The following is a 12,170-nucleotide window of genomic DNA, read 5'->3' on the forward strand; positions in this document are numbered from 1 at the left end:
AAGGGAAGCGCGGGCGCTTTTCATTTCGGGGGCGGCATGGCAGATGAAATCTTAACCACGATGCGCCATGCATGTCGCACGCATGAGGCAGGACATGAGAGGCGATGAAGGAATTTCCCGCAGTGAATAGCGAAACGGGCGCGGCCGCTCCGCGCATCGCCGTCATCCTGCCCTGTTATAATGAAGCCGGAGCGATCGTGCAGACGGTGGAGGATTTCCGCCGCGCGCTGCCGCATGCCGACATCTATGTCTTCGACAATAACAGCAGCGACGGCAGTCGTGAGCTCGCCGCCGCCGCCGGCGCGATCGTCCGGCGCGTGAGCCAGCAGGGCAAGGGCCATGTCGTGCGCCGCATGTTCGCGGACATAGATGCCGACATCTATGTTATGGCCGATGGCGACGCGACCTACGAAGCCGCCGCCGCGCCGCGCATGGTCGGGGCCATGCTGGAGGATAATCTCGACATGGTCGTCGGCAGCCGCCGCGATGAGGTGGAGGCCGCCTATCGCCGGGGCCACCGCTTCGGGAACTGGGCGCTCACGACCTTGCTCAAGCAACTGTTCGGCCGCAGCTTCACCGACATTCTTTCGGGTTATCGCGTCTTTTCGCGGCGTTTCGTCAAGAGCTTCCCGGTGCTGTCCGCCGGCTTCGAGATCGAGACCGAGATTTCGGTCCACGCGCTCGAACTCGCCATGCCCGTGGCGGAAGTGGTCACTGCCTATGGCGCTCGTCCCGAAGGATCGGTCAGCAAGCTCAGCACCTATCGCGACGGCTTCCGCATCCTGCGCACCATCATCACCTTGTATCGGATCGAGCGGCCGGTGGTGTTCTTCGGAGTGATCGCCGCGCTGCTGGCGCTGCTGGGACTGGGCCTCGCCGTGCCGCTGATCGTCACCTACATCGAAACCGGGCTGGTGCCGCGTTTTCCGACGGCGATACTGGTGACGGGCCTCATGATCCTGGCCACGCTATCGGCGATGTGCGGCCTCATCCTCGACACGGTGGTGCGCGGCCGGCGCGAGGTGCGGCGGCTCGCCTATCTCGCCTTCCGCGCGCCCGCCGATTATGCCCGGCCCTGAACGCGGCGGCGCAGGCGCAGGGCGAGGATGATGAGCAATATCCCCGACAACAGGGCATAGGCGCCAATTGCCCAGCCCATGGACAGAATGCTGACCACCGGATTGGCCGTGAACAGGAAGATGATGCCGATGCCCAGCGCCAGGGTGATGAGGCCGTTGGCGGCAAGCAGCCATTCGCCCTCTATCTCGTCGCGCAGGCGAATGGCCGCGACAATCTCCAGCACCCCCGACAGGATTGCCCAGCCGGCCAGAAAGAACAGGGTGATGAGCGCATAGCTGACCGTCGCGGTCAGCGGCATCGCCACGAACACTATGCCCACTGCGATGCCCAGCAGGCCGCGCAGCAGCATGGCGATCCAGTGGCCGCCTTCGCCTGCGCGCCGGATCGCGGCGACTATAGAAAAGACGCCATCGACAAAGGCATAGACGGCGAACATCATGGTGAAGGCGATCAGCGCGCTGAATGGGTAAAGCATCGCCACGATACCGAGCAGGACGGCGATGACGCCGCGCGCCAGCAGCGCCTTCCACCGCGACGCATAGGGCCAGGGCCGGTCGGAAATGGTGGCGGATGGCGGGGCTTGGTCGGTCACGCGGCTTTTTCCTCCATGCGTCGGTCGCTGGCCGATCAATAGACCAGCCGCGCGATGGTTCCCCCTTGAACCCGCCGCTTTTTGTGCCGATGTAGGGACCGGGCAAAAAGCAACTACCCGGAAAAGAGCAAAATGACCGATATCATGTCCGACCCCATGGCCGCGCTGGTCCCCATCGTCATCGAACAGTCGAACCGCGGCGAACGCAGCTTCGACATTTATTCGCGGCTGCTGCGGGAACGGATCATCTTCGTCACCGGGCAGGTCGAAGACCATATGGCCTCGCTGATCGTGGCGCAGCTGTTGTTCCTGGAATCGGAAAACCCGAAGAAGGACATCTGGATGTACATCAACTCGCCCGGCGGGGTGGTGACGTCCGGCATGGCGATCCATGACACGATGAAATATATCCGGCCGCAGGTCGGCACCGTGTGCATCGGCCAGGCCGCCTCGATGGGCAGCTTCCTGCTCGCCGCCGGCGAACCGGGCAAGCGCATCGCCCTGTCGAACGCCCGCATCATGGTGCACCAGCCGTCGGGCGGGGCGCAGGGCATGGCGTCCGATATCGAGATCCAGGCGAAGGAAATCCTGCGCATTCGGCGCCGCCTGAACGATCTCTACGTCAAATATACTGGCCAGACGCTGGAAGCGGTGGAGCGGGCGATGGATCGCGACACCTTCCTTGAAGCGGACGAGGCCAAGGCCTTCGGGCTGGTCGACGAAGTGTTCGACCGGCGCCCGCAGGCTGCCGACACAACCGAGGCTTAAAGACTATCTTTACCGCGGCGCGCCATTTTCTCCCCTTGTGGAACGGGCGCGCCGCAGGCTAGGATAGCCTTTGGACCAGAAAATCCCTCGCCGGCGCGGATCTGGTGATCATCATCCGGGGGGGAAGAGAGAATGGCGAATGACTAAGCTTACCGGTTCGGACTCGAAAAGCACGCTGTACTGCTCCTTCTGCGGCAAGTCGCAGCATGAGGTGCGCAAGCTGATCGCGGGTCCGACCGTCTTCATCTGCGATGAATGCGTGGAATTGTGCAACGACATCATCCGCGAGGAGACCAAGGGCGGTCTCGTCGGTCGAAAGGATGGCGGCGTGCCGACCCCGCAGGAAATCTGCGACGTGCTCGACGATTATGTGATCGGCCAGAACCGCGCCAAGCGCGTGCTCTCGGTCGCGGTCCACAATCATTACAAGCGCCTCAACCATGGCTCCAAGCCGGGCGAGGTGGAGCTTGCCAAGTCGAACATCCTGCTCGTCGGCCCGACCGGTTGCGGCAAGACGCTGCTGGCGCAGACGCTGGCGAAGACGTTCGACGTGCCCTTCACCATGGCCGACGCCACGACGCTGACCGAGGCGGGCTATGTCGGCGAGGATGTGGAAAACATCATCCTCAAGCTGCTGCAGGCGTCCGACTATAATGTCGAAAAAGCGCAGCGCGGCATCGTCTATATCGACGAGATCGACAAGATCAGCCGCAAGGCCGAAAACCCGTCCATCACGCGCGACGTGTCGGGCGAGGGCGTGCAGCAGGCGCTGCTCAAGCTCATGGAGGGCACCACCGCCTCGGTCCCGCCGCAGGGTGGGCGCAAGCATCCGCAGCAGGAGTTCCTGCAGGTCGACACGACCAACATCCTGTTCATCTGCGGCGGCGCCTTTGCGGGCCTGGAAAAGATCATCGGCGACCGTCTGGAAGCCAAGTCGATCGGCTTCGGCGCCCATGTCGCCGCGCCCGAGGAGCGCAAGACCGGCGAACTGCTGCGGCAGAGCGAGCCGGAGGATTTGCTGAAGTTCGGACTCATCCCCGAATTTGTCGGCCGTCTGCCCGTCATCGCGACGCTGGAGGATCTGGACGTGACCGCGCTGGTCAAGATTCTGGTCGAGCCGAAGAACGCGCTGGTGAAGCAATATGCCAAGTTGTTCGACATGGAAAATGTCGAACTCAGCTTCACCGACGACGCGCTGACCGCCATTGCGAAGAAGGCGATCGAGCGCAAGACCGGCGCGCGCGGCCTGCGGTCTATCCTGGAATCGATCCTGCTCGACACGATGTTCGATCTTCCCTCGATGCAGGGCGTGGGCGAGGTCGTGGTCGACAAGGATGTCGTTGCCGGCACCAAGGAGCCGATTCGCGTCTTCAGCGAAACCAAGAAGCGCGCCGACGACGCCGCCTGATTTCGATCAGTCGATCCTGACCTGAAATGGCAAAAGCCGGCGAGCGATCGCCGGCTTTTTCTGTATCGGCACCGCGCCGCACAAAAATTCCCGCTGCGTTGCAAAATTGCACCAGTGTCTGAGACGATGTCCGGGCAGACATATCGTCATGAAATTTCAACATATTACACCCATAGGCGCGCTGCCGGCGGGGCGATGAGCCTCGCGGGCGGGGGGATTGTGACAATCCTGATGATGCGCTGTAACAAAAGTGCAATGCCGGCATCACAGGGGCGTCGCCAGTTGCCGCCACGGCGGCTCCGGCTTCGAAAGAGCAGGACTAGGTGAGCGCGTTCGCGCCACTCTTGGAAAGGGACAAGGGTCAGATGAAACAGTTTCTCATGGGCAGCGCGGCAGTCATCGCCGTCGCCATCCCCGGCGCTGCGTTCGCGCAGTCGACCGGTTCGCAGGATTTCGAGGACACGATCGTCGTCACCGGCGCACGCGCCAACGATGGTGTCGGCGGCGTGGTCCTGCCGGACACGACCAAGGCGAAGGGCGTCCTGACGCAGGAAATCATCGCGAAGCAGGGTTCGGGCAACACGATCCTCAACGCGATCAACCTGATCCCGGGCGTCAGCTTCCAGAATAACGACCCTTATGGTTCGGCTGGCGGCACGCTCAACATTCGCGGCTTCGGTCCCGATCGCGTTTCGCTGACGTTTGACGGCATGCCGCTCAACGACACCGGCAACTACGCCATCTATTCCAACCAGCAGCTCGACCCCGAACTGATCGAGGAAATCAACGTCAATCTCGGTTCGACCGACGTTGACAGCCCGACCGCGGCCGCTTCGGGTGGCACGGTCAATTACCGTTCCATGAACGGATCGGACGACTTCAAGGTCACGATGGTCGGCGCCGCCGGCGACTATGACTTCTTCCGCCTGTTCGGGCTGGTCGAAACCGGCGTGTTCACGCCCTTCGGTACCAAGGCTTGGTTCTCGGCCTCGACGACGCGCAACGACAATGTGTTCAACAATTTCGGCCAGATCGACAAGCAGCAGTATAATGCGAAGATCTATCAGCCGATCGGCAGCAACGGTGACTTCGTGTCGATCGCCGGTCACTGGAACGCCAACCGCAACAATTTCTTCGGCTCGCTGCCGCTGCGCACCGACACCGACGGAGGTCGCGTAGTTGGGCCCAATTCGTCCAACCGTTTCCCGATCACCAAGGATGAGCGTTTCTACACGCTTGCGCCTTGCACCGTGCCCACCGGCGTCGCCGGCGTCGCCGACGCGGCGGGCAGCTGCGGCACCGTGTTCGACTATCGCTTCAACCCGTCGAACACCGGCAACATCCGTATCAATTCGCGCTTCACTCTGGCGGACAACCTGATCCTGACGGTCGATCCCAGCTATCAATATGTGAAGGCGAACGGCGGCGGCACCGCCACCGCGCGCGAAGGCTTTTATGACTTGGATGCCGGAACTGGCGTCACCAACGTTACCGGCTACTTCGGGGGTTCTCCTTATTTCGGTCGCGACATCAACGGCGACGGCGATATTCTCGATCAGGTCAATGTCTTGGCGCCCAGCCAGACGCAGACCCACCGTTTCGCCGTGATCAGCTCGCTGCGCTATGACATCAGCGACACGCAGCGTGTTCGCGTCGCCTACACCTTCGACCATGGCCGTCACCGTCAGACTGGTCAGGTCGGCCTGCTCGGTCGCACCGGCGAGGCGCTGGACGTCTTCCCGGTTGATGATCCGCAGCTCGACGTGAACGGCAATGTCCTGCAAAAGCGCGACCGCCTGTCCTACGCCATCCTGCATCAGGTGTCGGCGGAATATCTGGGCGAGTTCATGGATGAAGCCCTGACGGTTCAGGCCGGCCTGCGCGCCCCCTTCTTCAAGCGCAAGCTCGACAACAACTGCATGACCTCCAGCGCCTCGGGCTTCGTCGAGTGCTTCGGCACCGGCGTCGCCATCCCTGGCAATATCACCACGCTGCGTCCCGCCTGGTCGCCGGCGGGTGAACGGACCTACAAATATGACAAGCTGCTCCCCAGCATCGGTCTGAACTACAAGTTCACGCCCGAAGCGTCGGTGTTCTGGAACTATTCGAAGGGCCTGTCGGTGCCCGGCACCGACTCTCTGTATAACGCCTTCTACTTCGCGCGGGGCGAAGAGGGCGCCAATCCGGCTCCGGAAACCACCGACAGCTTCGACCTCGGCGCACGCTACACGACATCGCGTCTGCAGGCGCAGATGTCCTTGTGGTACACCAACTATGAGGACCGCCTGGCTTCGTCCTACGACCCGGAACTGAACGCGAGCGTCTACCGCAACCTCGGCAAGGTCGAGAAGTACGGCATCGACGGCAGCATCAGCTACACGCCGATCGAATATTTCACCCTCTATGCCTTCGGCTCCTACCTGAAGTCGAAGATCAAGGATGATATCGCGATCGGCGTCGTCAACGGCGAAACCGTCTATGCGCCCACGGCTGGCAAGCGCGAAAGCGGCGCTCCTGTCTACACGCTCGGCGCGCGGGGCGAAGTGAACTTCGAAGGCGTCACCATCGGCGTTCAGGCCAAGCGGACCGGCAAGCGCTATGTGTATGACACGAACCTGCCGACCTATCGCGGCACCACCGCCGCGCCGGTTGAAATCTATGGTCGCGCTGCTCCCGCCTACACGCTGGTCGATCTTGATGCCCGCTTCTCGCTGGCGCGTTGGGGTGCTGAAAACACCTGGTTCCAGCTCAACGTCAGCAACCTGTTCGACAAATTCTATGTCGGCGGGTTCGGCGGCGGCCTCAACCAGTCTGTCACCTTGAGCACCGGCGCTTATGGCAGCCCCAGCTTCGTCCAGATCGGCTCGCCGCGCGCGGTTTCGGGTTCGCTGCACGTCAGCTTCTGATCCGCGTCGATCAGACCGGACAAGGAAAGGGCGGGGCGCAATCCCCGCCCTTTTTCTTTGGCCTGGGGGGTGCCATTGCTGTGGCGTGGTGCGGTGCGTCCTGGGGCTGGCCAAATAGGATTTCGTCTGATCTATCCTGTCGGATGAACCAGCCGCCTCACCGTTCTTTTTCGGTCGCCACGCCGCTGCGCTGCCCTGCGCGGCGAAGCGACAAGACCTTCGCGCGGTGTGGCAATGGCTGGCGCGCTGTTGTCGCTTCGGTGTCGCGTTCCGGTCGCTTCGCGGTCGCCTTCCGGTCGCTTCGGGCCAAAAAAGGCCGACGACACTGTGAACTTTGCCCGGTGCCGATCCTACCGGACGCAGGCGTCCAGCCCGTCTCGCTGCACCACGCCGATTCGCGCCGCGATGCTGTTGCCATAGCGGCGCGTGAAACCGCTCGGCGCCACCGCCGCGCGCTTCTTGGGCAATGGCAGGACAGCAGCGATCCGCGCCGCCTCTGCCCGGCTCAGCCGGTCCGCGCCATGGCGGAAATAGCGAATTGCGCCGGCCTGCACCCCATAGGTGCCGATGCCGGTCTCCGCGACGTTCAGATAGACTTCCATGATCCGCCGCTTGCCCCAGATCGCCTCGATCAGCACCGTGAACCAGGCTTCCAGCCCCTTGCGCACGAACCCGCCGCCCTGCCACAGGAAGACATTCTTCGCCGTCTGCTGGCTGATGGTCGATCCGCCGCGGATGCGCCCTCCGCTGGCATTATGCATCGCCGCCTTGGCGATGGCGTCGACATCGAAGCCGTGATGGCTGCAGAATTTGCCGTCCTCCGCCGCGATCGCCGCGCGCGCCATGTCGGGGTCGATCGCGTCCAGGTTGGTCCAGTCCTTGGTGATGCCGTTGGCGTCGAGCAGCATCGTTATCGTTACGGGCGGCGGTACGAAGCGGTACAGCGTGACCAGCAGCAGCGACAACAGGATGAAGCCCAGCAGGATGCGCAGCGGGATCATGATCCAGCGCGAGCGGCGGCGAGAGGAGGCGGGTCTGGCGTTCATGGCCGCGACGTTAGCGCGCCGTCGCGCCAGCGTTCAAGCGCAAGCCGCGCCACCCCGCTTGATCGTGCATCCCCGCGAGCCTACACCCGCGTCATGACCTATGCCCCTTATCCGGCGCTGCGCCTGCGCCGCACCCGCGCGTCCGCGTGGAGCCGCGCGATGCACGCCGAAAACCGCCTGTCGGCCAGTGACTTCATCTGGCCTCTGTTCGTCACCGAAGGGGAAGGGGTGGAGGAACCGATCGGCGCCTTGCCCGGCGTGTCGCGCTGGTCGGTGGACCGCATCGTCGATCGCGCGGGGGAAGCGCGCGATGCGGGCATTCCCTGCCTCGCCCTCTTCCCCAACACGCAGGCGGACCGGCGCAGCGACGATGGCGCCGAAGCGCTCAACCCCGACAATCTGATGTGCCGCGCAATCCGCGCGGTCAAGGACGCCGTGCCAGACATTGGCGTGCTGACCGACGTCGCGCTCGATCCCTATACCGTGCATGGCCAGGACGGATTGCTCGACCCGGACGGCTATGTCGTCAACGACGCCACGGTCGACGTGCTGATCGGCCAGTCGCTCAATCAGGCGGCGGCCGGCGCCGACATCATCGCGCCCAGCGATATGATGGACGGCCGCGTCGGCGCGATCCGCGAAGCGCTGGAGGAAACCGGCCACGCCAATGTGCAGATCATGGCCTATGCCGCCAAATATGCCAGCGCCTTCTACGGCCCCTTTCGCGACGCCGTGGGATCGCGTGGGCTGCTGAAGGGGGACAAGAAGAACTATCAGATGGACCCGGCCAATGGCGAGGAAGCGCTGCGCGAAGTGGCGCTCGACCTGGCCGAGGGCGCCGACAGCGTCATGGTGAAGCCGGGCCTGCCTTATCTCGACATCGTGGCGCGGGTGCGCGACCGCTTCGCCGTTCCGGTGTTCGCCTATCAGGTGTCTGGCGAATATGCGATGATCGAACATGCCGCCGCGGCCGGCGCGGGGGATCGCGACGCGCTGATCCTGGAAACGCTGATGGCGTTCAAGCGGGCGGGCTGTTCGGGCGTCCTCACCTATCATGCGCTGCATGCGGCGCGGCTGTTGCATGGCTGAATTCCGCCTGGAGACGGAGAGGCTGTGGCTGCGCGCCTGGCGCGCGCGCGACGCCGAACCCTTCAGGCGAGCGCTGGATACCGATGAAGTCACCCGCTGGCTGGGCGGCCGCCAGCCGCTCGAACATTATGCGCGTCTGTGCGCCGCCATGCGGCAGAGCCAGGCCGATCATGGCCATTGCTTCTGGATCATGGAAGACAAGGCCGACGGAGCGATCGTCGGATTTTGCGGTCCGCGGCGCGGGCGGCATGTCGGAACGCGCATCCATGGCGAACTGGAACTGGGCTGGCGGCTCGCCTCCTCGCATTGGGGCAAGGGCTATGCCAGGGAAGCCGCCGCCGCGGCGATGCACTGGTGCCGGCAGCATCGTCCGCTCGACCGCCGGCTGATCGCCTATACCGTTCCTCAGAACAGCGCCTCCCGGGGCCTGATGACCGCCCTGGGCATGCAGCGGCGATCGGACATGGATTTCGACCATCCCGACCTCCCGCCTGGCCACCCCTTGCGCCGACACATCACCTACGCACTGGAGCAACCGGCATGACCGTCCATCCCGAAGCCAGCATCATACCGTTCAACGGCAAGACGCCGCTGATCCACCCCAGCGCCTTCATCGCGCCGGGATGCCGGATCGTGGGGGATGTGGAGATCGGCGAGGATGCCAGCATCTGGTATAATTGCGTGATCCGGGGCGATGTGAACCATGTGCGGATCGGCGCGCGCACCAACATCCAGGACGGCACGGTGGTGCATTGCGACAGCGCCGGCGATCGCGCGGACGGGCGACCGGCGGACGGCTGGCCCACGATCATCGGCGAAGACGTGCTGATCGGCCATATGGCCATGATCCATGGCTGCGTGCTGCACGACCGCGCCTTTGTCGGGCTGGGGGCGATCGTCATGAGCGGCTGCACGGTGGAAAGCGATGCCATGCTGGCCGCGGGGGCCATGCTGACATCGGGCAAGACGCTGGCGCACCGCCAGCTCTGGGCGGGGCGACCGGCCAAATATATGCGCGACCTTTCCGACGAGGCGCTGATCGACATGCGCGAAGGCGTCGACCATTATGTGCACAATGCCAAGGCGCACAAGGGCGCGGTCAAGGCCGCCTATGCGTGAGCGTCAGGGCTGGGGCAGGCGGGTTTTCAGCGCGTCGATCCGGTCATTCTGCTGGTCGACCAGCGCCAGCGCCGCGCTGCGGGCCGCGTCGATGTCCTGGAGGCCACCCGCGGCCTTGCCATCGGCCACCTCGTTGCTGCGCTGGACATAGAGGGTGTCGAGGCTGGCGAGCGCCGATACGCTGTCGTTGCGCGCGGATTCAAGCGTGCTGATCGCGACCTGGGCGCTGACCCACGCGTCGCTCGACACGCCCGCGCGCGCCGCCGCGCTGACGGCGCGCTCGGCCCTGGCATAGGCGGCGTCGAACGCGGCCGCGCCCTTGTCGGCCTGTTCGACATGGCGCGCGATCTCGGCCGACAGCGCCGCATCGGCAGGCTGCGGCGCCGGGGGCTGGGCGACGTCCGCCACCGGCGCGCTTTCGATCGGTCGCTTGGCGAGCGAGGGATAGTTTTGCGGCGCGCTGGCGCAGCCCGACAGGATCAGGGCAAGGGCGGCGAACAGGCGTCTCGGTGTCATGATATGCATCTAGGCGGGCCGCCCGGCCGACGCAACCGCCTCAGCGCGGCAGCGCCGCCGCCTCCCGCGCCAGCGCCTCGATCTTCGCGGGATCGGCGGCCCCCTTGGGCACGACCCAGCTGCCGCCGACGCACTTGATGAAGGGCTGAGCCAGCCATTCGGGCGCGCTCTGCGCGGTGATGCCGCCGGTGGGGCAGAAGCGGGCGGTGTGGAGCGGCGCCGCCAAGGCCTTGAGTGCTGGCAGGCCGCCCGAGGTTTCGGCGGGGAAGAATTTGAAGTGCGACAGCCCCATGTCCATGCCGCGCATGATATCGCCCGCCGTAGCGGTGCCGGGCAGGAAGGGGATGCCCGCCGCGATCGCCGCCTTCCCCAGCGGCTCGGTAAGCCCGGGGCTGACGATGAAGCGCGCGCCCGCCTCCATCGCGGCGTCGAGTTGTGCCGGGTTCAGCACGGTGCCCGCGCCCACGACCGCGCCCTCGACCTTCGCCATCTCGCGAATGACGTCGAGCGCCGCTGGCGTGCGAAGCGTGACTTCAAGCGCGGGCAGACCACCCTTCACGAGCGCCTGCGCGATCGGCAGCGCGTCTTCGACTCGCTCGACCACCAGCACCGGGATCACCGGCGCCAGGTCCATCACTTGTTCGACGGTCAGGCTGCTCATTCTCATTTCTCCCTGAAAGCTGCGGCGGCGCCGAACAGCCCGATTTCGTCATGGATGGCGCAGCGGATCGGAACGGTCGCCATCAGGCTTTCGAACCGGCCCTTCGCCTTGAAACGCGCGTGGAATCCGCTCTGCGGCAGAAAGTCGCGCATCCGCTGGGTAAGGCCGCCGGCCAGCACGACGCCATGGGGCCCGTGGGCCAGCGCCAAATCCCCCGCCACCGATCCGTAGCAGAGGCAGAAGCGTTCGAGCGCGCGGCGGGCGAAATCGTCGGTCCCCTCCAGCGCCGCCTGCCACAATTCGGGATCTTCCATCAGCACCACGCGCTCATGGCCGATGGTGGCCATCGCCTTGTAGATATTGTTGAGCCCCGGCCCCGACACGATCCGCTCGGTCGACACGCGCAGGAATTTGTCGCGCAGATAGGAGAGGATCCTCTCCTCCATATGATCGAGCGGCGCGAAGTCGAGATGGCCGCCTTCGGTCGCGACGACATGCGGATCGCCATTGTCGAAGGCGATCATCGCCACGCCAAGGCCGGTGCCCGGTCCCATGACGGTGACGCCGCCATCATAGGGAAAGGGCTTGTCCTCGCCAAACAGCAGCGGCAGATTTTCCTGCGGCAGGCGCGACACGGCAAAAGCCACCGCCTCGAAATCATTGACCAGCCGCACGGTGCGCATGCCAAGGTCGACCGCCAGCGTATCCGCGCGTATCACCCAATTGCTGTTGGTGAGCTTGATAACGTCCCGCCCGATCGCGGTGGCGAAAGCGATGGATGCAGCATTCGGCAAGTCGCCCGAGCCATCCTTCTTCTCGTCGGCGGCGAAGGCCGCCCAGCAGGCCGTCAGGCTGGGATAATCCTCGACCTTATATTTCCGCACGGTGCCGAGCGTCGGCACGCCCTTCGCATCAAGCGAGGCGCGCGCGAAGCGGGCGTTGGTGCCGCCGATGTCGGCGGCAATGATATCGGTCATGTCCACTC

At 64.6% G+C, this 12,170-nt stretch carries 13 protein-coding genes; 7 read left to right on the forward strand and 6 right to left on the reverse strand.

The genetic code is table 11. The annotated features are described in order from the left end of the window. Window positions 1–104 precede the first annotated feature (104 nt). Window positions 105–1,079, forward strand: a complete 975-nt coding sequence (locus ACGGKE_RS01645; RefSeq protein ID WP_394439497.1) for a glycosyltransferase family 2 protein — start codon at window positions 105–107, stop codon at window positions 1,077–1,079. Here ACGGKE_RS01645 and ACGGKE_RS01650 read toward each other — a convergent pair. Next, window positions 1,064–1,672 (reverse strand): HdeD family acid-resistance protein, encoded by a 609-nt coding sequence (locus ACGGKE_RS01650; RefSeq protein WP_394439499.1) that lies wholly within the window; start codon window positions 1,670–1,672, stop codon window positions 1,064–1,066. The genes ACGGKE_RS01645 and ACGGKE_RS01650 overlap by 16 nt on opposite strands. Window positions 1,673–1,804: 132 nt before the next feature. Between ACGGKE_RS01650 and clpP the strand changes: the two genes are divergently transcribed. Together clpP and clpX are read left to right on the forward strand one after the other, a co-directional pair. Continuing rightward, window positions 1,805–2,440 (forward strand): ATP-dependent Clp endopeptidase proteolytic subunit ClpP, encoded by a 636-nt coding sequence (gene clpP, locus ACGGKE_RS01655; protein ID WP_228166880.1) that lies wholly within the window; start codon window positions 1,805–1,807, stop codon window positions 2,438–2,440. Window positions 2,441–2,579: 139 nt separating this feature from the next. Next, the gene (clpX, locus tag ACGGKE_RS01660; RefSeq protein WP_394439502.1) at window positions 2,580–3,848 is read left to right on the forward strand and encodes an ATP-dependent Clp protease ATP-binding subunit ClpX; all 1,269 of its coding nucleotides are present in this window, start codon (window positions 2,580–2,582) and stop codon (window positions 3,846–3,848) included. On the opposite strand, the gene ACGGKE_RS01665 is transcribed toward clpX, so the two are convergent. Continuing rightward, window positions 3,811–4,011: a hypothetical protein gene (locus ACGGKE_RS01665; RefSeq protein ID WP_394439505.1), complete on the reverse strand. Its 201-nt coding sequence runs from the start codon at window positions 4,009–4,011 to the stop codon at window positions 3,811–3,813. The genes clpX and ACGGKE_RS01665 overlap by 38 nt on opposite strands. 202 nt (window positions 4,012–4,213) lie before the next feature. Between ACGGKE_RS01665 and ACGGKE_RS01670 the strand changes: the two genes are divergently transcribed. Next, window positions 4,214–6,754, forward strand: coding sequence for a TonB-dependent receptor (locus ACGGKE_RS01670; protein ID WP_394439508.1), 2,541 nt, complete (start codon window positions 4,214–4,216; stop codon window positions 6,752–6,754). A 350-nt stretch (window positions 6,755–7,104) separates the two neighbouring features. Here ACGGKE_RS01670 and mtgA read toward each other — a convergent pair whose 3' ends face one another. Then, entirely contained in the window at window positions 7,105–7,800 is a 696-nt protein-coding gene (gene mtgA, locus ACGGKE_RS01675; protein ID WP_394439510.1) for a monofunctional biosynthetic peptidoglycan transglycosylase, read from the reverse strand. Window positions 7,801–7,893: 93 nt separating this feature from the next. Here mtgA and hemB point away from each other — a divergent pair, with 93 nt between their 5' ends. From hemB to ACGGKE_RS01690, 3 genes are read left to right on the forward strand one after another with little or no spacing between them, the layout of a single operon-like run. After that, window positions 7,894–8,889 (forward strand): porphobilinogen synthase, encoded by a 996-nt coding sequence (hemB, locus tag ACGGKE_RS01680; RefSeq protein ID WP_394439513.1) that lies wholly within the window; start codon window positions 7,894–7,896, stop codon window positions 8,887–8,889. Beyond that, window positions 8,882–9,433: a GNAT family N-acetyltransferase gene (locus ACGGKE_RS01685; protein WP_394439516.1), complete on the forward strand. Its 552-nt coding sequence runs from the start codon at window positions 8,882–8,884 to the stop codon at window positions 9,431–9,433. The genes hemB and ACGGKE_RS01685 overlap by 8 nt, the downstream gene beginning before the upstream one ends. Further along, a complete protein-coding gene (locus tag ACGGKE_RS01690; protein WP_394439519.1) occupies window positions 9,430–10,008 on the forward strand; it encodes a gamma carbonic anhydrase family protein in 579 nt (192 codons plus the stop codon). The genes ACGGKE_RS01685 and ACGGKE_RS01690 overlap by 4 nt, the downstream gene beginning before the upstream one ends. 3 nt (window positions 10,009–10,011) lie before the next feature. Here ACGGKE_RS01690 and ACGGKE_RS01695 read toward each other — a convergent pair whose 3' ends face one another. Genes ACGGKE_RS01695 through glk form a run of 3 tightly spaced genes read right to left on the reverse strand, consistent with a single transcriptional unit; the run spans window position 10,012 to window position 12,162 of the window. Beyond that, on the reverse strand, window positions 10,012–10,524 hold the full coding sequence (locus ACGGKE_RS01695) for a hypothetical protein (protein WP_394439522.1): 513 nt from the start codon (window positions 10,522–10,524) through the stop codon (window positions 10,012–10,014). A 40-nt stretch (window positions 10,525–10,564) separates the two neighbouring features. Beyond that, the gene (gene eda, locus ACGGKE_RS01700) at window positions 10,565–11,185 is read right to left on the reverse strand and encodes a bifunctional 4-hydroxy-2-oxoglutarate aldolase/2-dehydro-3-deoxy-phosphogluconate aldolase (protein ID WP_394439525.1); all 621 of its coding nucleotides are present in this window, start codon (window positions 11,183–11,185) and stop codon (window positions 10,565–10,567) included. Window positions 11,186–11,187: 2 nt separating this feature from the next. Beyond that, window positions 11,188–12,162 carry a glucokinase gene (gene glk, locus ACGGKE_RS01705; protein WP_394439527.1) on the reverse strand — a complete coding sequence of 325 codons (975 nt, stop codon included), beginning with the start codon at window positions 12,160–12,162 and terminating at the stop codon, window positions 11,188–11,190. Window positions 12,163–12,170 lie beyond the last annotated feature (8 nt).

The organism is Sphingobium naphthae, assembly GCF_043589935.1.
GTDB classification, from domain to species: Bacteria; Pseudomonadota; Alphaproteobacteria; order Sphingomonadales; family Sphingomonadaceae; genus Sphingobium; species Sphingobium naphthae_A.